The organism is Aliiroseovarius crassostreae, from assembly GCF_049803815.1.
Lineage (GTDB): Bacteria > Pseudomonadota > Alphaproteobacteria > Rhodobacterales > Rhodobacteraceae > Aliiroseovarius > Aliiroseovarius crassostreae_A.
In genome coordinates this window covers 122,793-146,324 of the sequence record NZ_JBNAGI010000002.1, presented here as the reverse complement: position 1 = coordinate 146,324, position 23,532 = coordinate 122,793, and the positions used below count along the sequence as shown (strand labels likewise).

Below are 23,532 nucleotides of genomic sequence, written 5' to 3'. Positions count from 1 at the left end.
CAAAATGCACGCCTGTGCTTGTTCCTTTCCTCGCTGCCACCTATCTTCTGATCAAAACTTGTTCATTGTGATCATACCAACAGGATCTCGCATGCGTCTCTTTTCCATCCTAGCCGCAGTTGCGGTTGTATTTGGCCTTTATATGGCAATTTTCCAGCGTGACGCACTTCTGAGCGCAGTTGGTGCCGGTCCATCCGCGTCATCGAAAGAGGCGGCTGAGACCCGCGCGCAAGACCCAAATCCCGACGCGGCCCCCTCCTCCCCGTCCGATGATCGTGTTTCCGTGGTGGCGCTGAAATCCATCGCGCGCGAGATCGAAAGTGCGGTGGTCGTGCGCGGACGCACCGAAGCGTCACGCCGGGTGGTGGTTCGGGCGGAAACATCCGGGCAGGTTGTATCGGACCGGCTGAACAAAGGCAGCCTGGTCAGCACGGGCGACGTGCTGTGCCGACTGGATCCGGGCACCCGTGCCGCCAGCCTTGCCGAAGCAAAGGCCCGGCTGGAGGAGGCCCGCGCCCGAGAACCAGAAGCCGAAGCCCGTGTGATCGAAGCGCAGGCGAGGTTGGATGAGGCGATGATCAACCTCAATGCGGCCGATAAACTGTCACAAGGGGGATTTGCCTCCGACACCCGCGTGGCAAATGCCCGCGCCAGTGTGGAAAGTGCGCGCGCCAGCGTGGTGGCGGCCCAATCCGGCGCTTCCAGCTCCTCTGCCAGCATCCAATCAGCCGAAGCGGCTGTCGCAGCGGCAGAACGGGAAATGGAGCGGACGGTGATCACCGCGCCTTTTGAAGGCATTTTGGAAACCGACACAGCTGAACTTGGCTCGCTGTTGCAGCCCGGTGCGGACTGCGCGGCCATCATTCAGCTCAACCCGATCCGTCTTGTTGGTTTCCTGCCCGAACTGGAGGTGGAGTTCGTATCGCTGGGCACCCCCGCCAAGGCCCGGCTGACGACCGGAGAGACCATCGAAGGGCTGGTCAGCTACATCGCGGACAGCTCTGACCCCAACACCCGCACCTTCAGGGTCGAGATTGAGGCCGACAACAGCGAACAGAAATTGCGCGAAGGGCGCACCACGGAAATTGCCATCGCCTCTGCCGGGCGCAAAGCGCATCTGCTGCCCCAAAGCGCGCTGACCCTGGATGACCAGGGGGCTTTGGGCGTGCGGATTGTCACCGAGGACACGCGCGCGGGCTTTGTGCCCGTCGAAATGGTGCGCGACAGCCGCGACGGGGTCTGGGTGACCGGGCTTGATGACACGGCCACCGTCATCGTGATTGGGCACCATTATGTCACCGATGGTGTCCTACTCGATGTCACATTACGGGAAACGGGCTCATGATCGGGATCGTCGACTGGGCCGCAGAACGCGCCCGAATGGTCATCGCCTTCGTGATCCTGTCGATCGCGGCAGGCGCGCTGGCCTATGCAAATCTGCCCAAAGAAGGAGAGCCGGACATTGAAATTCCGGCGCTTTTTGTTTCTGTCCCCTTCCCCGGCATTTCCGCCGCCGACAGTGAACGCCTGTTGGTGCGCACAATGGAAACCGAGCTTGCGGATATTGACGGGCTCAAGACCCTGTCGGGCACCGCGGCCGAAAACTATGCCGGGGTGGCGCTGGAATTCGAATTTGGCTGGGACAAGACCAAGGTCATGGCGGATGTGCGCGACGCGATGAACACCGCCGAGGGCAAGTTTCCGACAGGCTTTGAGAAATACTCGATCAACGAGATCAATTTCTCGGAGTTTCCGATCATCATCGTGAACCTGACCGGCCCGGTGCCGGAACGCACGCTGATCCGCGTGGCACAAGATTTGCAGGATGATCTGGAAGGGCTGGATGCGGTTCTGGAGGCGTCCCTTGCCGGTTATCGTGATGAGATGGTCGAAGTGGAAATCGACCCGCTGCGCCTTGAAGCTTATAATGTCACGGCGGGTGAATTGATCAATGTGGTGCAGTCCAACAACCAGTTGATTGCCGCGGGCAATGTGCAAACCGCCACCGGATCGACCGCCATCAAGATCCCGTCCTCGTTTGACGAGTTGCAGGACATCTACGCGCTGCCCGTCAAGGTGAACGGCGACAGCGTGGTCACGCTGGGCGATCTGGCGACAATTCGTCTGACATTTGAAGACCGCGCCGGAACCGCGCGGTTTAATGGCCAGACTTCGGTTGCGCTTCAGGTGGTCAAACGCAAGGGGTTCAACCTGATTGACACCGCCGCCAAGGTGCGCGACGTGGTGGCCGAGGCCAGCAAGGACTGGCCCAGCGAGTTGCAGCAGGCCGTGCATGTGGGCACCTCAAACGACCAGAGCGTGGTGGTGGACAGCATGGTCAAACAGCTGGAGGGCTCGGTGATCACCGCGATTGCGCTGGTGATGATCGTGGTGCTGGCCGCCCTTGGCATCCGTTCGGCGCTGCTGGTGGGCTTTGCCATTCCAACCTCGTTCCTGCTGACCTTTGCGCTGTTTGGCGTGCTGGATGTGACCATTTCCAACATCGTGATGTTCGGCCTGATCCTTGCCGTTGGGATGCTGGTCGATGGGGCGATTGTGGTCGTTGAATATGCGGACAAAAAGATCAAGGACGGTGTAGGGCCGATGAAGGCCTATACCATGGCGGCAAAACGGATGTTCTGGCCCATTGTCAGCTCGACCGCGACGACGCTTTGCGCCTTTCTGCCCATGCTCTTCTGGCCCGGTATTCCGGGGCAATTCATGGGCTGGTTGCCGAAAACCCTGATCTTCGTTCTGTCCGCATCCCTGCTGGTGGCGCTGGTCTATCTGCCGGTTGTGGGGGGCGTGTCGGGGCGGCTGAGCCGCATGTTCGAACATATATCCGATGCCCTAAAGCCCCTGCCGCTTTGGTCCAAGATCCTGATGGTTCTGGCTTCGCTGGCCCTGCTCTTGCTGGCGCTGGTGCAGTTTATCAACCCGCAATTCCTGCCCATGGGCATCGGCGATGACGCTGGGCTGTCACGTTATGCCCCCGGCGCGATCCTGTTCCTGATTGCTGCGTCGCTCGTGTCGATCAGCATCGGATCGATCGAGTTTGAACGCAAAAGCAACCATATCGACGCCGGCTATCAGCGCAGCTGGTTTGGCGCGGTGATCCATTTCATTTCCGGCAACCCGATCATGCCGTTTGTGTCGATCCTTGCGGTGATTGGTTTTGTGGTGGGCACCTTCATCACCTTCGCAGGCAACAATAAGGGGGTCGAGTTCTTCACCGACAGCGAACCGGAACAGGCGATCATCTTTGTGCGCGCGCGCGGCAACCTGTCGATCGAGGAGAAAGACGAGATGGTGCGCAGGGTGGAACGGGTGGCCCTGTCGACCAAAGGTGTGGAAAGCGTCTTTGCCTTTGCGGGCGACGGTGGATTGAACCAGAACACCGGCGGAGCGTCAGGCCCGCGCGACACAATCGGTCAGTTGCAGCTGGAATTGGTGGCCTGGGCAGATCGTCCGTCGATTGAAAAAGACATCAAGCTTTTGGGGTTCATCCCCTTCACCACCACCGAAATCGACCCCGCCTATGACGGCGATTTCGTAATGAACAAGCTGGAAGAGCGCCTGTCGAACCTGCCGGGGATCCGCTTTGAGGTGTTGAACCTGAACCGTGGTCCGGCCTCGGCCAAACCGGTGCATCTGCGCCTGAAAGGGGACGACTGGACCACGTTGCGCGCCGCAATGGACGCGGCGGTGACCAAATTCAACACCACGCCGGGACTGGTACAGATCGAGGACACGCTCCCCCTGCCCGGCATTGACTGGCAATTGGATGTGGATGTGGAGAACGCCGGGCGGTATGGCACCAATGTGGCCACGGTCGGTGGCATGGTGCAGTTGGTCACCAATGGGATCCTGCTGGACACGATGCGGGTGGACAGTTCGGATGAAGAGATCGAAATCCGCGTGCGCCTGCCCGAGGATCAACGCCTTCTCTCCACGCTGGATACGCTGAAGCTGCGCACGGAAACCGGGTTGGTGCCGCTGTCAAACTTCGTCACCCGCACCCCGGTGCCCAGCCTGGCGCAGATCGACCGGGTGGATCAAAGCCGCTACTACGACGTGAAGGCCGGGGTTGAAAGCGACCTTGTGAAACTGGTGGCCGCCGATGGGACCGAGCAATTTGTCTCTGTTACAGAGGCAGATCAGATCCAGAAGGACATCCCGGATCTGACCCGGATTGCCGTCACGCCTGCCGAACGCATTGCCGCCATCACCGCCTGGATCGAAGAGGTCGGACTGCCCGATGGCGTCACCTATGAATGGACCGGAGATCAGGAAGACGAGGCCGAAAGCCAGGCCTTTCTGGGTCAGGCCTTCATCGGCGCTCTGTTCCTGATGTTCATCATCCTGCTCGCGCAGTTCAACAGCTTCTACAATTCGGTTCTGGTGCTTTTGGCGGTGGTTCTGTCCACCACAGGGGTGCTGATCGGCATGATGGTGATGGGGCAACCCTTCTCGATCATCATGACCGGCACGGGCATTGTGGCGCTGGCCGGGATCGTGGTGAACAACAACATCGTTCTCATTGATACCTATCAGGATTATTCGCGCTACATGCCACCGGTTGAGGCAATCACCCGCACCGCCGAGGCGCGGATCCGTCCGGTTCTGTTGACCACCATCACCACAATGGCGGGCCTTGCGCCGATGATGTTCGGCCTGTCGCTGAATTTCATCGATGGCGGCTATTCGATCGACAGCCCCACAGCGCTGTGGTGGAAACAGCTGGCCACCGCCGTGGTGTTCGGGCTGGGCATTGCCACCGTGCTGACGCTGGTCTTCACCCCGTCGATGCTCGCCCTGCGGATCTGGATTTCGGCCGGGGCGTATCGCTCGCTTTCGGGTCTGCGCTCGCTGGCCCATCGCGGCGGGATCGAAGCCCGTGACGCCGCTCTGAACAAGGCGGCCCGCAAGACCCGCCTGGAGGACTTGATCTGGGACGGTGACGAAGATGCCGATCTTATGCCGGACACCGGGGATGTGGCGCCAAGCGTTGAAGACATCAAGCGTGTTTTGGCCCCGACAGACACCATCCATTCGCCCGCAGCAGATGAAACGTCTGAGACGGATGAACAGGATCTGCGTGAAAACCCGGTCAAACCAGGCAGCTCTCGCGACGCCGCTGAGTAACCGAAGGGCCGCGCAAGACGTGGCCCTTCCTGTTTGCGATTACATCTGAAACGACAGCTCTACCGACGCGGCGCTGCGTTTGGCCGGGCCATGATGCACGGCCTCTATGTTGTTGCCATCCGGGTCCAGAACAAAAGCCGCGTAATAGCCAGGGTGATAGGCACGTTCCCCCGGGGCGCCATTGTCCTGACCGCCATGCGCCAGGGCCGCCGCGTGGAAAGCATCGACCATGGCACGATCAGCAGCCTGAAAGGCGATATGCTGGCGCCCGGTTGCAAGGCCCTGCGCTTCGGGCCCATCAACCGCAGACACAACCAGCTCGTCGGCGAAAAAGAAGGTGTCGCTGGCCTCCATAACCGGCACGTTCAACGCCCCCAGCGCGGCTTTGTAGAACCGCCGACTGGCGTGAATATCCTGAACGACAAGGTGTAGATGATCAATCAAACGTCCGCGGTGCAGGGTCATATCCATCGGGTGGCTCCTTCGGGTAAAGGCCCGCAGCCAAGGAGCCTGCGCGCCCTGCCCCAGCTTACCCCACCGGATCCATGCCCCCAATGACGTGGATCAACACGCCCGTATCGGCTCAGGCCGCGTCGATGACCTCGCCATCCTCATCCTCGGCCGCCTGACGCGCCCACATCGCGCCGTAGCGACCCCCGGCAGCCAGCAGCTCTTCATGGGTGCCGCGTTCAGTGATTTCGCCCTGTTCCAGAACGATGATCTGATCGGCATCGGCAATGGTGGACAGGCGGTGGGCGATGGTAATCACCGTGCGCCCCTGCCCCATTTCGCGCAGACTGTCCTGAATGTCGCGTTCGGTCTGGGTATCAAGCGCCGAGGTTGCCTCGTCCAGAAGCAGGATGGGCGGGTTTTTCAAAAGCGTGCGGGCAATGCCCACCCGCTGCTTTTCACCGCCTGAGAGTTTCAACCCACGCTCGCCCACAGGGGTGTCATAGCCTTCTGGCAGGGCCATGACAAAATCATGGATCTTGGCGGCCTTGGCGGCGGCCTCGACCTCGTCCCGGCTGGCATCCGGATTGCCATAGGCGATGTTGTAATAGATCGTGTCATTGAACAGAACCGTGTCCTGCGGCACCACGCCAATCACGGAATGCAGACTGTCCTGCGTCACATCACGCACATCCTGCCCGTCAATCTTCAACGCCCCGTCATTCACATCATAGAACCGAAAGAGAAGCCGCCCGATGGTGGATTTCCCGGACCCGGACGGGCCGACAATCGCCACGGTTTGCCCGGCTTCGACCTTCAACGACACGCCTTTCAAAATGGGCCGCTCGTCATCATACCCAAAGCGGATCTGATCGAACTCCAGCGCGCCACCGTTGACCACGATATCAGGCGCATCGGGCTTGTCCTTCACCTCGGCGGGTTGTTCGAGCAGGTTGAACATCTCGCCCATATCCACCAGCGACTGGCGGATTTCGCGATAGACTGTGCCAAGGAAGTTCAGCGGCATGGTGATCTGGATCATATAGGCGTTGACCATGACAAAATCGCCCACGGTCAGCGCGCCGTTTTGCACCCCAATCGCCGCCATGACCATCACGGCCACCAGCCCGCCAGTGATCAACAAGGCCTGGCCGAAATTCAGAAATGCCAGCGAATAAGAGGTCTTCAACGCGGCCTTTTCATACCCCGCCATTGCCACGTCATAGCGTGCTGCCTCTCGCGTCTCGGCCCCGAAATATTTCACCGTCTCAAAGTTCAGCAGACTGTCGATGGCCTTCTGGTTGGCATCCGTGTCCTGTTCGTTCATCTCTTTGCGGATTTTCACCCGCCATTCGGTGACTTTGAACGTGAACATGACATAGGCCCAGATCGTGCCAACAACCACGGCCAAATACCAGACATCAAAGACAAAAAACAGGATAGCCGAAATCAGGGCCAACTCCAGGATCAGGGGGCCCATGGAAAAGAGAAGGAAGCGCAGAAGGAATTCCACCCCCTTCACCCCGCGTTCAATAATCCGGCTCAGACCGCCGGTTTTGCGGGTGATGTGATAGCGCATCGACAGGCGGTGAATATGGGTAAAGGTCTCCAGCGCCAATTGCCGCAGCGCGCGCTGTGCGACGCGCGCAAAAATGGCGTCACGCAACTGTTGAAACCCGTTCGCCATCAACCGTGCCATCCCATAGGCCAGCGTCAGCCCCACCGCCCCAAGCGCCAGGAAGGTCGCCGGACTGGTCGCGTCACCCGCCAGCGCATCCACCGCCTGTTTGTAAAGAAACGGCGTCGCGACAGTGACCACTTTCGACAGAAGCAACATCACCATCGCCCAGACCACCCGGTGTTTCACCCAGCTCTGCCCCTCGGGCCAGAGATACGGCATGACACGCTTGATGATCAGCATGCTGTCATCCGGGGCTTTGGTGGCGGTGATGTGGTTATGTCTCATGCTCGGGTCTTTCCTGGCGGCCCATTCCACAATCAAAACAGGCGGACCCTACAGATAGGGGTCCGCCTGCCAAAGGTCGAGCCTTGCACTTGTCTTTTTCCGCTTTACGCCTCAGTTCCTAGACGGAACCGTAAAGACCTGCCCCGGATAGATCAGGTCCGGGTTGCGGATCTTGTCGCGGTTGGCGTCAAACACCTGCACATACATCACCCCGTCGCCCAGCCGGTCCCGCGCAATGGCCCAAAGCGTGGCCCCGGGCTGCACGGTCACCAAAGCAGGGCGTTGCGGCTGGGCGTCACCCGCAGAAGTGTCGGCAGGCGTGGCTGTGGGCGTTGCCAAGTCTTTGCCAGCCGTCTCCGCAGTCCCATCTGCAACGGGTGTTGGTGAAGACGCAGCGCTCGCTGCGCCGTCCGCAATAGCGGCCGTGCCCTCGGCTTCGCTACCTGCCGTGGTGGTTGTGGACGGTGCTGGGGCGGTTTGAGTGGACGCCTCAGAGACCGTCGTATTTTCAGGGGGGGCAGCCTCTTCACCGCCTGCGGAGGCCGCAGGCGCATCTGGGGCGGTGGTGGCTGTATCTGCCGTGCCGGATGCACCCACTGTCGCTCCCTCGGTTGCCGACTGTTCCGCATCATCCGACGTGTTGGTTTTGGCCTCAACCGTGTTGCCCGATGCTTCGGTCAACTGTGCCGCCAACTGCACCGGATCTTCCCGTTTGAAGGGCGTTTCCACCTGCGACAGCAGCTTGCCCGTGGCATCGATTTCATCAATGCGCAGGATGTAGACCCCCGGTTCAAAATCAGGAAGGGTCATGCGCCATTGACCATCTGGACCGACCTGCGCGTCCGCCAGAAAATCGTTGTTCAGATGGGCCCGCAACGATGATTGGGCAGCACCGCGCCCTGCAAGTGTCACCACGCCCTGCGCGTCATATGAAATGGTGTCGAGACGCACCTGCGAAACGACCTGCGCCCCGGTGGAATCCTGCAAAACCCGGATCCCGTCCTGATCTGCAAGCAACACTTGCGGTGCAGGGTCCTGGGGCGGGGTATCGGGGGCACCCTCCGCCGCTTCTACCCCTTGTCCTTCAGGTTCAGCTGCGGTTTCTGTACCGGGTTGCTCGCCAGCAGCAACTTGCGTGCCTGTCGCCTCAGCGCCCGTTGTATCAGCGGCACCGGCAACCGGCCCAATGATCACGCTTTGGTCCGAGGCCTGCATGGTTTCCCCATCAACCGTCAGGCTCATCACGCGCGGCGCATCCGAGGGCGGCAGATCCAGCAGGGCGACGAAGTTGCCATTTCCGTCACTTTCAGCGGTGCCGACCACGGCATCATCCACCATCAGCTGCACCTGGCTGCCGGGTGCGGCCTGCCCCGCGATCACCGCAGATCCATCCGGTTCAACCCGGACCACATCGAAGGACGGAGACCTGATATCGCCGGTATCCGTCGCACCATCGGATTGATCAGCAACTGATGTTGATGCGCCTTCGTCCTGCGCGCTTTGCGGGACCGGTGCCGAACGGCTTGCTTGCTCGGCAGTATCGCCCCCATCCCGGGTCAACCACCATCCCATCGCCACCACAATCAGCGCCAGCGCCGTGCCGCCTGCCGCCAACGCCCCTGCGCCCGATTTGGGCGTATTTTCTGCTGTCATTTCCATCCCCTTCGGGCGATCCGCCATGTCCGGCGCCATCCCCCAATTCCAGCCTGTCCCGTTCCATGCCGCGCCGCGTTCCAACCCGTTGTTTTCCGGCGGAGGATCCCGCTTTTGCAAACAAAGGCGTTTCCCGGTTGCGACGGCTTGAGCAACCATAACAACCCGGCTATCACCGGTCAAAAGATCTGTTGAAGGAAAGCGCCATGTCTGATCCCCTGCCCGGATCCTCCCCTGCCCCCAAATCCCGCAACGCATCGATCTGTGTGTTCTGCGGGGCGCGCAGCGGCCATGATCCCGCGTATGAACAGGCGGCCATTGACCTTGGCACCCGCATGGCAAAGGAAAACTGGCGTCTTGTCTATGGTGCCGGGGATATCGGCATTATGGGGGCAGTCGCCAAAGCGGCGCAGGCCGCGGGGGCCGAAACCTTTGGCGTCATTCCGGTGCATCTGATGGACCGCGAACAGGGCAAACGCGACCTGACGTCCTTTGTGGTGACCGAGAACATGCATGAGCGCAAAAAGGTCATGTATATGAACTCAGACGCGATTGCCGTGCTGCCCGGCGGGGCCGGATCGCTGGACGAGTTTTTTGAGGTGCTGACCTGGCGGCAGCTTGGCCTGCATGACAAGCCGATCATCCTGTTGAATATCAACGGCTATTGGGATCCGCTGATCGGGCTGCTGGACCATGTGATTGCCCAAGGGTTTGCCGGGGATGATATCCGCGAAAACACGCTGGTCGCCGAGAGCGTGGATCAGATGGCCACCCTGCTGCGCGCGCGTTTTGCCACGCGGTCCTGACGGAACGCCACCAGCGAATAAATCACCAGCGCCGCCCAGATCAGCGGCAGAGCAATGGCGTGCCAGATGGTAACAGGTTCGGCAAAAATCACCGCCGCACACAGGAATTGCAGGCTTGGGTTCAGGTATTGCACCACCCCCACGGTCGACAGCGGCAGTTGTTTTGACGCGTAGCTGAACAGAACAAGCGGCCCGGCGGTCAATGCGCCAGAGCCGATCAGCATCAGGCTGTCGAACAGGTTATGTCCGAAAGTGGCGAGGTGGCGATCAAACAACCCGGTCCAGCCCTGCATATGCACCCCCCACAGCCAGATCACCGCCAAGGGCGCGAGCAAAAGCACCTCGCCCGTCACCGACACAACCGGTCCGGCGACAAGGCTTTTCTTGATCACGCCGTATAGCGCAAAGGTGGACGCCAGAAAAAGCGATATCCACGGTGGCACACCAAGGCCGTAGGTCAGGATCACCACCGCCAAGGCCGCCAAAGCCACGGCAATGGATTTCCCCCGCCCCAGCACCTCGCCATACACCAGACGCGCCAAAAGCACGGTGACCAGCGGGAAGATGTAATAGCCCAGGCTGGCCTCGACCACCTTGCCGATCTGGATTGAAATGATGAACCCGCCCCAATTGGCAGAAATCATCAGGCTGGACAGAAGCACCAACAGGCACCCACGCGGATCTTTCAACAGGCGGGACAGGTCCGGCAGACGGCGCTGGATCACAAGCAAACAGCCAAACAAGACCAACGACCAAATCGTGCGGTGAGAAAGAAGTTCCAACGGCGGCACATGGGCCAAAGCTTTGTAATACAGTGGCGACAGGCCCCAGATGGTGCAGGCCAAAAGGATCGCGGCTATGGCTTTGGTGCTGTCGCGCATGGGGGTGTCTCATCGGGATGTGGGTATAATCTGCGCGACGATGGCACAGATTGGATCCAATCCCAAGAGGTATTCTGATCCCCTTCCAAGCCGGACGCTACGTCTTGGTAAATCGCAACACGCCCGCGATGCCACTGCGCCCATCTGACGGGTGATTGACACCGTCATTGACCACCACGTCAGAGAAATCAAACGGGCTGACGCCCTCCAGACAGGCGGCATTGACCCCGTATTCATTGGGGTTGGAGCGGCGTTGATGATGGGTATAGATGCCACAGGTCTTGCAGAAATAGTGTTTCGCAGAACCGGTTCCGAATTGATAGAGGGTCAGATTTTCTGCGCCCTTCGTGATGCGGACCCCATCAAGCGGGGCCGACACCGCCACCGCTCCGCGCATCCTGCAAAAGCTGCAATCGCAACGCCGCGCGCTGTTCAGCCCATCGGACAAGGCAACCTCAAATTGCACGGCGCCACAATGGCAGGCGGCTTTGTGGTGATCGGCCATATCAAATCCTCTTTCCAACATCCCAAATAAAAAGGGGCACCCGCACGGCGCCCCTTTGGAATTTCCTTACGATCCAAGTGATTACAGGCGCGAGGCCACGTTTTCCCAGTTCACCAGGTTTTCCAGGAAGTTGTCCAGATAGGCCGGACGTTTGTTGCGGAAATCAATGTAGTAGGAATGTTCCCACACATCGCAGCCCAGAAGCGCGGTTTGACCGAAGCAGAGCGGGTTCACACCGTTTTCGGTTTTGGTCACCTTCAGGCCACCGTCGCTGTCCTTGACCAACCAGGCCCAGCCCGAACCGAACTGGCCTGCGCCTGCTGCGGCAAAGTCTTCCTTGAACTTGTCAACCGACCCAAAGCTTTCGGTGATGGCTTTTTCCAGCTCACCCGGCAGTCCGGTTTTGCCCGGGCCCATCATCTCCCAGAACTGGTTGTGGTTCCACAGCTGCGAAATGTTGTTGAAGATGCCGCTTTGTGCCACGGCTTTGTCATCATAGGTGCCCTTGATGATCTCTTCGAGGGATTTGCCCTCCCACTCGGTGCCGGAAATCAGCTTGTTGCCGTTGTCGACATAGGCCTTGTGGTGCAGGTCGTGGTGATATTCCAGCGTTTCTGCTGACATGCCAAATTCGGCAAGTGCATCATGGGCATAGGGAAGGTCGGGAAGTTCAAAAGCCATTGTTGGGCCCCTCTTCTGTCGCGTTTCTATTCTCGTTCTAAATGGGGTACCTGGGGGGGAAGGGTCAAGGGGCGAGACAAAAAACAACCGTTTTCCCGCCAAGTTTTCCTTCCCTCACCCAAGCTTACTTCAAGCTACATTTCCCCTCTCCGCGAAACGTATTGGCAAAGCCCAGAGGCTTCATCGAAAGAGTCGCGGACAAATCTGACTTCTGAATGGTCAGTCGATAGCCAAGGCCAGATGCCAGCACTTTCCCGCCATATTGATTTTTGCCGGGCACTTTCTTGATCGTATAGCTGAACGTCATACGCTTGGTGTTGTCCACAGAAACGGCACCGCCAATTGGCTCTTCAAAGACCTTTTGGATCATACCATCCAGGACCTTCACGGATCCCGTAGTTTCATCATGCCAGACATAAAGGTCCGGCGGCAGGCTTGAGGTATCCCCGCCGCCACGGGATTTGTTGATTACACAGTAGTAGTTTTTGGCATTTGCCTGCCCCAATGACATCGTCAGCAACACCGCTGCACATGAAAGTGTCTTTCCGAGAACACCCATCTGACTCTATCCTATCTCAATCAAATTCAGCTCACCTTCAAGTAGAACACATCGAAGGCGACCTCAACGCAAATACACGGAATAAAAAAACCCGGAAACGCGAAACGCACTTCCGGGTTTGGGTTGCAACAGTGTTGCCTCGTCAGAACACTTCGCCACCGGGCAAAGCTGCGTCTTTCAACAGGTCGAACGCATATTGCCCGACCGACCGGAAACAGACCAGTTCGGCGGTTTCTTCGTCGATCAGATGAAACGCCGCCGGGATCTGCGCGATGCGGGTGCGGCGCAGCATGCCGGGGGCCATGGCTGACACATCCGCGGGGCTGAGCTTCGCCACCACTTCACGGGCCGCCTTGCCAATGACCCGGAATACGGCACGTGCGTCAGACACGTTCACCACCAACGCATGTTCATCCGCCAGCGTGGCGTTCATTGCATCGATGATGCCCGGAGCCTTGGCGTGATCCACGATCAGCAGCAGTTCATCGGGCGACATCCAGGCGGTGCGGCCTGCCTCACCTGACAGGATTTCCCCCTGCCCCGGCATCTTGGTCCCGGTGGCCTCCTTGACCGCTTTCGCCAGTGTCTTCGAGACCAGATCACCGCGCACGGTGATCATGCCCACAAGGCCCTGTTCTTCGATGCGGCAATAGCCGTCAAACGACGCGCCATTGAGTGCGGATTGAGCCTTAGACATTCTGCTTCTCCCCATCCTTGTCATAAAAGACCGGATCACAGATCCGCGCCTTGATCACAGTGTTGGTGCCATCCACGGTCGGGAAGGAAATCACCTCGCCCATCCGGTCCGGGCCGTGTTTCACAAGCCCCATGGCGATGCCTTTCTTCAGGGTCGGCGAATAATAGGTCGAGGTCACGCGGCCGATCACAACCTTTTGGCCGTTCGCGTTCACGCCGTCACCCTGCGCATAGGCGCCATCCGGCAGGACAGAGCCATCAAGGGTTTCCAGCCCGACCAGCTTCCAACGCTCCGGATCGGTCATATGGCTGCGCAGCTGGGCGCGTTTGCCAAGGAAGTCTTCCTTCTTCTTGGAAATCGCCCAGTTCAGCCCCAGATCCTGCGGGATCACCGTTCCGTCGGTCTCATCCCCGATCATGATAAAGCCCTTTTCGGCCCGCATGATGTGCAAACATTCGGTGCCGTATGGCATCACGCCAAACTCTTCCCCCGCCGCAATCAGCGCATCCCAGAAGGCACGCCCCTGCGAGGCCGGTACGGCGATTTCATAGCTGAGTTCACCCGAGAAGGAGATCCGGTAAGCACGGGCGTCAAAGTCGCCGATCTTACCATCACGCCACTGCATGAAGGGCAGCGCCTCGGCAGAGAGATCCATGCCACCGCCAGCTTGCGCGTTCAACTTCTCCAGCACCTTGCGCGCATTCGGGCCAACCACGGCGACCTGCGCCAGTTGCTCGGTCACATTGGCAACATAGACCTTCCAGTCCCACCATTCGGTCTGAAGCCATTCTTCCATCCAACCATGGATGCGATCCGCCCCACCCGAGGTGGTGTGACACAGCCACGTATCCTCGTCGATGCGGGCAACCACACCGTCATCCGACAGGAAGCCGTTTTCCGAACACATCAGGCCATAGCGGCATTTGCCCACGGCCAGGTTCGACATCATGTTGGTGTACATCATGTCCATGAACTTGCCCGCATCCGGCCCGTTGACAATCAGTTTGCCAAGGGTGGAGGCATCCAGCAGGCCGAGGTTTTCACGGGTGTTCAGCACCTCGCGATAGACCGCATCCTCGTGGCTTTCCCCCGCTTGCGGATAGCAATAGGGGCGGCGCCAATGACCCACCGGCTCCATATAGGCGCCTTGCTCTTCGTGCCATTCGTGCATCGGCGTGCGACGGATCGGCTGAAAGATCTCGGCCCGGGCTTCGCCGGCGATCGACCCCATGGAAATCGGGGTGTAAGGCGGGCGGAAGGTGGTGGTGCCGGTCGATGGAATGGGTTGACCCAAAGCATCAGAAAGAACCGCCAAACCATTGATGTTGGAGATTTTTCCCTGATCCGTCGCCATGCCCAGCGTGGTGTAACGCTTGGTGTGCTCCACGCTTTCATAGCCTTCACGCGCGGCAAGCTGCACGTCGGAAACCTTCACATCGTTTTGGTAATCCAGCCACATTTTCATGCGCTTTTTCGGGCCAGCGCCCTGCGGCATGATCCAAACCGGTTCCAGCGCGGCCTCGGCCTCGGCCTCGCCTTTCGGAGCGGCCATGTCGCCTTCGCCCGCAGCCGCCAGACCGGCCTTCACGGCGTTTTCCAACACGGCCCCCAGGGCAAACTCGCCATCCGCCGAACCCGCCGGGATCACAAAACCTTCGCCATTTGCGCCCAGCGGCGGGCGGGAGGCATCGGGGCGGAACATGGCGTTCACCTCGTCCCACGTCAGCTTGCCGCCGCAATGCGACCAGAGGTGCACAACCGGGGACCAGCCGCCCGACATCGCAACCGCGTCACAGGCGATCTCTTCCAGCGTCGCGCCTTCGCCCTGCTGGGCACAAAGGGTCACGCCGGTGACGGATTTGCCACCTTTGACCATGCCAATGGCCTTGCCGTTTTCGACACGGATGCCCGCCTCGCGGGCCGCATCAGCCAGCGCGCCGCCACCGTTGGGGCGCGCATCGATGATCACAGGCACTTCGAGACCGGCAGCTTTCACGGCCAGCGCGGTGCGATACGCGTCGTCATTGTTGGTCACAACCACCACACGGTCGCCAGCGGATACCCCCCAGTTCACGATGTAATCGCGCACGGCCCCGGCCAGCATCACGCCGGGGATGTCGTTGCCAGCAAAGGACAGCGGACGTTCGATGGCCCCGGTTGCGGTGACAATCTGCCCCGCCCGGATCCGCCACAGGCGGTGTCGCGGGCGACCATCCGCTGGCGTATGGTCCGCCACGCGCTCATATCCCAGCGCATAGCCGTGATCGTAGACACCGGCGCCCATGGTGCGGGTGCGCAGCGTTACGTTTTCCATCGCGGCCAGTTCGGCCACGGTGGCATCGATCCAATCGGCGGGCGCTTTGCCGTCAATGGTGCCCCCATCGACCGGGGCGCGTCCGCCCCAATGGGCGGTCTGTTCGATCAGCATGACCTTCTTGCCCGACTTGGCAGCGGCCAGGGCGGCGGCCAGACCGGCCACCCCGCCCCCGACAACCAGAATGTCGGTGTGGTGGTAGTAATGCTCGTAGCGGTCTGCATCAAAAGTTTCGGCGTCGGGCGCTTTGCCCAGACCAGCGGATTGACGCACAATCGGTTCAAACACATGTTTCCAGCCCACGCGCGGGAACATGAAGGTCTTGTAATAAAACCCGGCCGGCAGGAAGCGCGACACGTAGTTGTTCACCACCCCCACGTCGAATTCCAGGCTCGGCCAGTGGTTTTGCGAGCCCGCAGTCAGACCGTCAAAAAGTTCGGTCGTTGTGACACGTTGGTTCGGTTCAAACCGTGCGCCCTCGCCCATATTCACCAGCGCGTTCGGCTCTTCTGCTCCGCTCGCAATGATGCCGCGCGGACGGTGGTATTTGAACGAACGGCCGACAAGGGTCTGGCCTTCGCCCAGCAGGGCCGACGCAAGGGTATCCCCTTCAAACCCCTTCATTTTCTTGCCGTTGAAGGTGAAGTTCTTCACCTTCGAGCGGTCGATCAGGCGACCGCCAGTTGAAAGACGGGTGCTCATTTATACCCCTCCCAGTCAGGGTGTTTCGCCTTGACCGCATCAATGATGTCCTGCGGCGGCTCATAGGTTTGCGCGGAATAGGTGCCGTAGACTTCCAGCGTCATCGTGTTGCGGGCCGCGTGAAACCACTTGCCGCAGCCCGATGCATGGCGCCAGCGCTCAAAGTGAACCCCCTTGGGGTTCTTACGCATGAACAGATAGGTTTCAAAGTCGTCATCCGACGAGCCGGGACCAAAACGCTTCAGATGCGCTTCGCCACCGCCATGCAGATCAGTTTCATCAGCCATAACGCCGCAATAGGGGCATTCCAGAATAAGCATCTTCTATCCTCCTAGTGGGCCACGCCGGCCGCGACGCTTTCGTCGATAAAGCGGCCTTCGGTGAAGCGGTTCAAGCCAAATTCTGCGGCCAGTGGTCCGGGTTCACCTTTGGCAACCAGTTCCGCCATTGCCCAGCCAGAACCGGGAATGGATTTGAACCCGCCGGTGCCCCAGCCTGCGTTGATAAAGGTGTTGCCCAGCGGCGTTTTCGAGATGATCGGCGAGCGGTCGCCGGTCACATCCACAATCCCACCCCATTGGCGCAGCATCTTGAGGCGCGACACCATCGGGAAGGTCTCGACCAGGGCGCGCACGGTTTCCTCGATATGGTGGAAGCTGCCGCGTTGGGTGTAGTTGTTGAAGGCGTCGGTGCCGCCGCCGATGACCATCTCGCCTTTGTCCGACTGGGACATATAGCCGTGCACGGTGTTGGCCATCACAACCACATCCATGCAGGGTTTGATCGGCTCACTGACGAGCGCCTGAAGGGCGACCGATTCCATCGGCAGGCGGAAGCCGGCCATGTCGGCCAGGTGGCCCGAGTTGCCAGCCACGACAATCGCCATCTTGTCACAGGCGATGTCGCCCAGGGTGGTGCGCACACCGGTCACCTTGCCGTCGGCCTGATCCACACCGGTCACTTCGCATTTCTGGATGATGTCCATGCCCATGTCGGAACACGCACGGGCATACCCCCAGGCCACCGCATCGTGACGCGCGGTCCCGGCACGTTCCTGCCAGAGCGCACCCAGAACGGGATAGCGAGGCCCGTTGATGTTCATGATCGGCACCAGTTCTTTTACACGCTGGGGCGAAATGAACTCGGTCTTCACGCCTTGCAACGCGTTGGCATGGGCCGTACGCTGATAGCCACGCACCTCGTGATGGGTCTGGGCCAGCATCATCACACCACGGGGACTGAACATGACGTTATAGTTCAGATCCTGCGACATGGTTTCATACAGGCTGCGTGCCTTTTCATAGATCGCCGCGGACGGATCCTGCAGATAGTTCGACCGGATGATGGTGGTGTTGCGGCCGGTGTTGCCGCCGCCCAGCCAGCCCTTTTCGATGATCGCCACATTGGTGATCCCGAAATTCTTGCCCAGATAAAAGGCGGTGGCCAGCCCGTGGCCGCCCGCGCCCACGATCACCACATCATATTTCTTTTTAGGCGTGGGCGATGTCCAGGCGCGTTCCCACCCCTGGTGATAGCGCACACCCTCCCGTGCGATGGCAAATGCCGAATAACGTCTCATGCTAACCCCGTCGAATCCTCTGATTAGGCGTTCGGTACGCCTTTGTTTTACGCCCATGCGTGTCGCTTCCTTGGTGATCCAACGCCATTTATGGGCAAAAAGCGACATCAGCCGCTTTTGGGGGCGGGGAAAGCATTTCCTTCGCGCTCACAACTTGGTGAATGGGCAGATCTCTTGACCCAAATCATGTCAGACCGCCCCGAATTGTCACATCTACGCTTTGGGGGTTTTTTACCCGGGCATCCCCGATTACATGTACGGGACCTAACTTCGGAGACATCATGTTTTTCTGGGCAATCACCGGTGCGACCACCCTGGCCGTCGTTCTGATCCTGACGCGGCAGATGCTGAAACGCACGCCAGAGGCGGGCGGCGAGGATATCACCTCGGACATGCAGATCTATCGCGACCAGTTGAAAGAGCTGGACCGCGATGTGGAACGGGGCACCGTCGGCAAGGACGAGGCCGAGCGGACCCGGCTGGAAATCTCGCGCCGCCTGCTTGAGGCCGATCGCAAGGCGAAGGCGCGGGTCCGCACCACCGATGCCCCCGAAGGCGCGACGCGGGTGACGATGGGGATCGCGGCCCTTGCGCTGATCCTTGGCGCCTTTGGGCTTTACTGGGTGTTGGGCAGCCCGGGCGCACAGGACCTTGGCCTGAAAAAACGTATTGCCCAGGCGGACGAGCTGCGCGCCGCGCGCCCCAGCCAGGCCGAGATCGAAGCCGAACGTCCGGACTGGACCGGGGCACCCGAGGGCACGCCGGAAGATTACGTGAAACTGGTCGACACCCTGCGCGAAAAGATGAAGGAAACGCCGGATGATCCGCGCGGGTTGGACCTGCTGGTGCAGCACGAAACCTCGGTCGGCAACCATGTGGCCGCACGCGAAGCGATGGACCGCCTGATTGAGATCAAGGGAGACGAAGCAACTTCTGATGACTTTGCCCGGCAGGCGGATGTGATGATCATGACCGCCGGCGGGTTTGTCTCGCCCGAAGCCGAAGAGGCGCTGCGCGTGTCCCTGATCAAGGATCCGCGCAACCCGGTGGCACGTTACTATACCGGGCTGATGTTCGCCCAGAACTCGCGCCCCGATCTGGCGTTCCGCCTGTGGCGTGGGCTGTTGGAAGAGGGGCCGGATGGCGCGCCCTGGATCACCCCCATTCGCAGCCAGATCGAAGGTCTGGCGCAGATGGCGGGGGAAAATTACACCTTGCCACCGCGCGCCCCCAAGGCAACCGCCCCCCTGCCCTCTACTGCACCGGATGGGCAGACGGACGGCCTTTCTGGCCCCACCGCCGAAGACATGGCCGCAGCGCAGGACATGAGCGCCGAAGACCGGCAGGACATGATCAAGGGCATGGTCGAACAGCTCTCCGAGCGGCTTGCCACCGAAGGCGGCACCCCCGCCGAATGGGCCCGCCTGATCACCGTGCTGGGCGTGTTGGGCGAAACCGACCGTGCCGCTGCGATCTGGAATGAGGCGAAGGAAACGTTCGCGGACACCGGCGACGCTTATGAAACGGTCAAACAGGCCGCCATTCAGGCCGGGGTGGCAGAGTGAGCGCGGCTGTGATCTTTGAGGACATTGCCGAGTTTACCGCCGCCCTCGCCCCGATGACCGCGCTGGCCGGGCTGGACCTGGGCACCAAAACCATCGGCGTCGCGGTGTCGGATGGGTTTCGCCAGGTCGCCACCCCGCTTGAGACCATCAAACGCAAGAAATTCACGCTGGATGCGGCGCGGATCCTGGAGATTGCCAAAGAGCGCCAGTTGGGCGGCATTGTGCTCGGCCTACCGCGCAATATGGACGGCACCGAAGGCCCGCGCTGCCAATCCACCCGCGCCTTCGCCCGCAATCTGACCAAGCTGACCGAGCTGCCAATCACCTTTTGGGACGAACGCCTGTCCACCGTGGCCGCCGAACGGGCGCTTTTGGAGGCGGATACGTCGCGAAAGCGTCGTTCTGAGGTCATTGATCACGTGGCTGCCGGGTATATCCTGCAAGGCGTACTGGATCGGATGAGGCATCTTTGATGATGGATGACGGGCAAATCTGGGCGCGCGACGAGGTCGACAGCCCCTGCGTGAAAATCTGCGTGGTGCACCGCGAGGCGGGGCTTTGCACCGGATGCCTGCGCACGATGGAAGAGATCGCCAGCTGGTCCAAACTGCCCGCCGAAACCCGTCGCGAGATCATGGATCAACTGCCAAACCGCCGGTCAGAGCTGACCAAACGCCGCGGGGGCCGCAAGGCAAGGATGCGCCGCGCTGCGGATCAGCCAGAAGAATAGCCGGATCACTATCGGGGTGAATGATCTTCACCACAAGGTGACAGGAATGTGACTGGCCCCCCCGCAGTTCTGCGATAGCGTGAGGACATGAAAACACTCGCCATTTTCGCAGTTCTTCTGGCTCTTCCCACCAGCGTAGCGGCCCACTCCTGGACCACGCGCTCAACAGATCAAACCATGAGCCAGGATGATCTGGCAGGCATGATTCAAGGCCAGGTATTGACCTATTACGACGGCGGCACGTCAGACTTCCGCCGCGATGGGCAGTATTTCTATACCTATGGCGGTGGGGGCACCTGGAAAGGGACCTATGTGGTTGGAACGGACAGCACGATTTGCGTCACCTATGTAACCGGGTCCACCCGCTGCGATCTTTACGTGATGGCAGGGGGGCGGCTGACCGTGATCACCGAAGACGGGTTGCGCTTTCCGATCAGAGAGATCGCCGCCCCCTAGCCGTAATCGGTCAAACGCCTCGGATCAAAGATCCTCGGCCCCCGCGAGGGCGATGGCTCGCCATGCGAGCCTGCAGGGGCTTTGCCCCTCGCGGCTGCGCCGCTCACCCCAGGATATTTACGACCAGAAAATAATGAAAGAACGGGAAGCCTGCGCTCCCCTGAATGAATGTCCGCATATCCTCGCGCGGCCGTCGACATCCCCGCCTAACCCGCCCCATTCATAAAGGCTTCAGGCCGAGACCCTTTTATTTTCTGGTCAAAAGTATCCCGGGGGTGAGACCGCAGGTCGAGGGGGCAGCGCCCCCTATTGAGCAGCCCCGACTGCCTCGGCCTCCGCTTCGATCTCGGCAGCGCGTTTTTCGACCAGTTCAACAATGTGATCAACCATCTTGTCATTGTCGAGCTTGTGGTCCTGTTTGCCGGCCACATAGACCATGCCGGACCCGGCCCCGCCGCCGGTGAACCCCACATCGGTCATCAGCGCCTCGCCCGGACCGTTTACCACACAGCCGATGATCGACAGGCTCATGGGGGTGTGGATATGGGCCAGACGTTCTTCCAGTGTTTCCACGGTTTTGATCACATCGAACCCCTGGCGCGCGCAGGACGGGCAGGAGATGATGTTGACGCCCCGGTGACGCAGGCCAAGAGATTTCAGGATCTCAAACCCCACTTTCACCTCTTCCACCGGATCGGCAGACAGGCTGACGCGGATGGTATCGCCAATACCCGCCCAAAGCAGGTTGCCCAGGCCGATCGCGGATTTGATGGTGCCGGAGACAAACCCGCCTGCCTCTGTGATGCCCAGATGGATCGGCGCATCCGTGGCCTCGGCAATGCCGTGATAGGCGGCGGCGGACAGGAACACATCCGACGCTTTGACCGAGATCTTGTATTCGCGAAAATCATTGTCTTCGAGGATACGGATATGTTCGAGGCCACTTTCCACCATCGCCTCAGGGCACGGTTCGCCGTATTTTTCAAGCAGGTGGCGTTCAAGCGAGCCTGCGTTCACGCCGATGCGGATCGAACAGCCGTGATCCTTGGCCGCCTTGATCACCTCGCGCACGCGCCCTGCATCGCCGATATTGCCCGGGTTGATGCGCAGGCAGGCGGCGCCCGCTTCGGCCGCTTCAATGGCGCGTTTATAGTGGAAGTGAATGTCGGCCACGATTGGCACCGGGCTTTCACGCACGATTTCTTTCAGGGCGGTGGTGGAGCCCACATCCGGGCAGGAAATACGCACGATATCGGCCCCGGCTTCGGCGGCGGCCAGCACCTGCCCCAGCGTGGCTTTCACGTCCGAACTGTCGGTGTTGGTCATGGTTTGCACCGCAATCGGAGCGCCACCGCCGACAGGGACATTGCCCACCATGATCTGACGGGATCTGCGGCGTTCAATATCGCGCCAGGGGCGGATGGGATTGTGGCTCATGACCGGACCTTTCCGAAGGGGTTCTTGCGGTCAAGGGATAGCGTGATGCGGGGGGGAGAGACAAGCGCGATGGGCGCGCCGCACGGCAATTTTCCGCACGCCACTTTACGGCCACGTAAGACTGTACGGATAGATACGACGTCGAACTTATCGAAGGTCGTGGAACGGCAGCGCTGATTACTCGGCCAGCTGAAGTTCGGCCACATAGGTGGCCAGCGCCTGATCCTGGCTGAGATCGGCAACCGAATAGGTTTCGGACAGGGCATCTGGCGACAGCGCGATGTTTTTCACCACCGACCCGCTGGCCCCGGCCGGACCAAAGGCCTGACCGTTTACAGCGAAATAAATGCCACCTGCGTTGCCGGTGCGCAGCAAAGGCGCGGCTTCGGTTTTCGGCAGGACATAATGTTCACCGGCATCCATGACCTTTTCAAAGATCACAGATCCGCTGGCAGATTGCACACGGACCCAGCTGGGACGCACAGCCACCAGTGCCACCTCGGCTGCGTCATCGCCAAAGACCTTGATGCGCGGAATGTTTCCATCTTCACCGACAGCGGCAACCACGGTGTCAGCCAGTTGATCTGCCGCAGCCCCAAAACCGATACCCGGCGGTGCCGAAAAATCTGGTGCAACCGGCTCCAAATCACGCTCCATCCCCGCCAGAACACCCACATTGCGCGGGTCCAGCGTGGAAATCGGCGCATCGCGCTGCGTCATCACCGGAACATCAAGCGCCTGCGGGCGATAGAGCCGATCCAGCGCTTCAGTGGACGGAGGGGCCATCACCGTGCCGGCATCGGCCATCTCAGCTTCGGTTTCAAATACGGGCAGGTCGGCCAGCACACCGGGGGATTGTTCCACCGGGGCAAAATCGACACGTTGAATTTCCTGAAGGACAGACCATCCGGCAAACCCAAGCACCCCCACAAGGGCGGCCAGAACGGCGACCGATCCAACGGCACCGGGTTCGATCCGGGCAAAGATGCTTTCGGTTTGCGGCACCCAGGTGGCGTTCGGATTGCCAAAGGCGTCATCCGGTCCACCGATGGGTTTCTGAACCCGGGTGGTTTGCTTGCTGGAGGCGGCTTCGGACAGCCCGTGCGCCGTGGCAAAACCACTTTCCTCGCAAAAACGCCCAAATGCCCATTCCGGGTCGAGCCCAAGATACCTGGCGTAAGAGCGGACATAGCCCGCGATAAACCCTTGCGTGTCGAACGCAGACGCGTCGGCATTTTCGATGGCGGCAATGTAGGTGGCTTTGATCTTGAGCTCGCGCTGCACATCCAGAAGAGACTTGCCCAGCGTGGCCCGCTCCCCTCTCATGACATCGCCCAATCGAAGATCGAAAGAATCAAACCCTGTGGTTTGTTCTTCTTCTTCAACGCGCGTAGATGCCCAACGCC

At 60.2% G+C, this 23,532-nt stretch carries 20 protein-coding genes and 1 pseudogene; 7 read left to right on the top strand and 14 right to left on the bottom strand.

Annotated features, from left to right (window positions below; translation table 11 throughout):
* Positions 1-91 precede the first annotated feature (91 nt).
* Together ACP15V_RS06490 and ACP15V_RS06485 are read left to right on the top strand one after the other, a co-directional pair.
* Positions 92-1,345, top strand: coding sequence for an efflux RND transporter periplasmic adaptor subunit (locus ACP15V_RS06490; RefSeq protein ID WP_424942862.1), 1,254 nt, complete (start codon positions 92-94; stop codon positions 1,343-1,345).
* Positions 1,342-5,145, top strand: a complete 3,804-nt coding sequence (locus ACP15V_RS06485) for an efflux RND transporter permease subunit (RefSeq protein ID WP_424942861.1) — start codon at positions 1,342-1,344, stop codon at positions 5,143-5,145. Before ACP15V_RS06490 ends, ACP15V_RS06485 begins: the two co-directional genes overlap by 4 nt.
* Before the next feature lie 39 nt (positions 5,146-5,184).
* Here the strand turns inward: ACP15V_RS06485 and ACP15V_RS06480 are convergent, their stop codons facing one another.
* From ACP15V_RS06480 to ACP15V_RS06470, 3 genes are all read right to left on the bottom strand, one after another.
* Positions 5,185-5,610, bottom strand: a complete 426-nt coding sequence (locus ACP15V_RS06480) for a VOC family protein (RefSeq protein ID WP_424943389.1) — start codon at positions 5,608-5,610, stop codon at positions 5,185-5,187.
* A 118-nt stretch (positions 5,611-5,728) separates the two neighbouring features.
* Positions 5,729-7,561, bottom strand: a complete 1,833-nt coding sequence (locus ACP15V_RS06475; protein WP_424942860.1) for an ABCB family ABC transporter ATP-binding protein/permease — start codon at positions 7,559-7,561, stop codon at positions 5,729-5,731.
* A gap of 111 nt (positions 7,562-7,672) precedes the next feature.
* Positions 7,673-9,214, bottom strand: coding sequence for a LysM peptidoglycan-binding domain-containing protein (locus ACP15V_RS06470; RefSeq protein ID WP_424942859.1), 1,542 nt, complete (start codon positions 9,212-9,214; stop codon positions 7,673-7,675).
* 206 nt (positions 9,215-9,420) lie between these two features.
* Between ACP15V_RS06470 and ACP15V_RS06465 the strand changes: the two genes are divergently transcribed.
* Positions 9,421-10,020, top strand: a complete 600-nt coding sequence (locus tag ACP15V_RS06465; protein ID WP_424942858.1) for a TIGR00730 family Rossman fold protein — start codon at positions 9,421-9,423, stop codon at positions 10,018-10,020.
* Here ACP15V_RS06465 and rarD read toward each other — a convergent pair.
* From rarD to ACP15V_RS06425, 8 genes are all read right to left on the bottom strand, one after another.
* The gene (gene rarD / locus ACP15V_RS06460) at positions 9,975-10,901 is read right to left on the bottom strand and encodes an EamA family transporter RarD (RefSeq protein ID WP_424942857.1); all 927 of its coding nucleotides are present in this window, start codon (positions 10,899-10,901) and stop codon (positions 9,975-9,977) included. The two genes, ACP15V_RS06465 and rarD, sit on opposite strands and share 46 nt — an antisense overlap.
* Before the next feature lie 97 nt (positions 10,902-10,998).
* The gene (locus tag ACP15V_RS06455; protein ID WP_424942856.1) at positions 10,999-11,406 is read right to left on the bottom strand and encodes a GFA family protein; all 408 of its coding nucleotides are present in this window, start codon (positions 11,404-11,406) and stop codon (positions 10,999-11,001) included.
* 81 nt (positions 11,407-11,487) lie between these two features.
* On the bottom strand, positions 11,488-12,087 hold the full coding sequence (locus ACP15V_RS06450) for a superoxide dismutase (RefSeq protein ID WP_424942855.1): 600 nt from the start codon (positions 12,085-12,087) through the stop codon (positions 11,488-11,490).
* A gap of 124 nt (positions 12,088-12,211) precedes the next feature.
* Positions 12,212-12,646 (bottom strand): hypothetical protein, encoded by a 435-nt coding sequence (locus ACP15V_RS06445; RefSeq protein WP_424942854.1) that lies wholly within the window; start codon positions 12,644-12,646, stop codon positions 12,212-12,214.
* A gap of 142 nt (positions 12,647-12,788) precedes the next feature.
* Positions 12,789-13,343 carry a sarcosine oxidase subunit gamma gene (locus ACP15V_RS06440; protein ID WP_424942853.1) on the bottom strand — a complete coding sequence of 185 codons (555 nt, stop codon included), beginning with the start codon at positions 13,341-13,343 and terminating at the stop codon, positions 12,789-12,791.
* Positions 13,336-16,359: a sarcosine oxidase subunit alpha family protein gene (locus ACP15V_RS06435; protein WP_424942852.1), complete on the bottom strand. Its 3,024-nt coding sequence runs from the start codon at positions 16,357-16,359 to the stop codon at positions 13,336-13,338. Before ACP15V_RS06435 ends, ACP15V_RS06440 begins: the two co-directional genes overlap by 8 nt.
* The gene (locus ACP15V_RS06430) at positions 16,356-16,679 is read right to left on the bottom strand and encodes a sarcosine oxidase subunit delta (protein WP_424942851.1); all 324 of its coding nucleotides are present in this window, start codon (positions 16,677-16,679) and stop codon (positions 16,356-16,358) included. Before ACP15V_RS06430 ends, ACP15V_RS06435 begins: the two co-directional genes overlap by 4 nt.
* 11 nt (positions 16,680-16,690) lie before the next feature.
* On the bottom strand, positions 16,691-17,938 hold the full coding sequence (locus ACP15V_RS06425) for a sarcosine oxidase subunit beta family protein (RefSeq protein WP_424942850.1): 1,248 nt from the start codon (positions 17,936-17,938) through the stop codon (positions 16,691-16,693).
* Between the two features lie 281 nt (positions 17,939-18,219).
* Here ACP15V_RS06425 and ccmI point away from each other — a divergent pair, with 281 nt between their 5' ends.
* The 4 genes from ccmI (at position 18,220) to ACP15V_RS06405 (ending at position 20,689) form a co-directional block, all read left to right on the top strand.
* Positions 18,220-19,503 (top strand): c-type cytochrome biogenesis protein CcmI, encoded by a 1,284-nt coding sequence (gene ccmI / locus ACP15V_RS06420; RefSeq protein ID WP_424942849.1) that lies wholly within the window; start codon positions 18,220-18,222, stop codon positions 19,501-19,503.
* Between the two features lie 53 nt (positions 19,504-19,556).
* Positions 19,557-19,976: a Holliday junction resolvase RuvX gene (ruvX, locus tag ACP15V_RS06415; RefSeq protein ID WP_424943388.1), complete on the top strand. Its 420-nt coding sequence runs from the start codon at positions 19,557-19,559 to the stop codon at positions 19,974-19,976.
* Positions 19,977-19,978: 2 nt separating this feature from the next.
* Positions 19,979-20,233 (top strand): DUF1289 domain-containing protein, encoded by a 255-nt coding sequence (locus tag ACP15V_RS06410; RefSeq protein WP_424943387.1) that lies wholly within the window; start codon positions 19,979-19,981, stop codon positions 20,231-20,233.
* A 177-nt stretch (positions 20,234-20,410) separates the two neighbouring features.
* Positions 20,411-20,689 (top strand): hypothetical protein, encoded by a 279-nt coding sequence (locus ACP15V_RS06405; protein WP_424942848.1) that lies wholly within the window; start codon positions 20,411-20,413, stop codon positions 20,687-20,689.
* Positions 20,690-20,995: 306 nt separating this feature from the next.
* On the opposite strand, the gene ispG is transcribed toward ACP15V_RS06405, so the two are convergent.
* The 3 genes and pseudogenes from ispG to ACP15V_RS06390 form a co-directional block, all read right to left on the bottom strand.
* Complete coding sequence (ispG, locus tag ACP15V_RS06400; RefSeq protein ID WP_424942847.1) at positions 20,996-22,126, bottom strand: flavodoxin-dependent (E)-4-hydroxy-3-methylbut-2-enyl-diphosphate synthase; 1,131 nt, start codon at positions 22,124-22,126, stop codon at positions 20,996-20,998.
* 177 nt (positions 22,127-22,303) lie between these two features.
* The gene (locus ACP15V_RS06395) at positions 22,304-23,131 is read right to left on the bottom strand and encodes a DUF4115 domain-containing protein (protein WP_424943386.1); all 828 of its coding nucleotides are present in this window, start codon (positions 23,129-23,131) and stop codon (positions 22,304-22,306) included.
* Positions 23,132-23,287: 156 nt separating this feature from the next.
* Positions 23,288-23,452 (bottom strand): annotated as a pseudogene (locus ACP15V_RS06390) (helix-turn-helix domain-containing protein); the annotation flags it as partial.
* Positions 23,453-23,532: the final 80 nt, after the last annotated feature.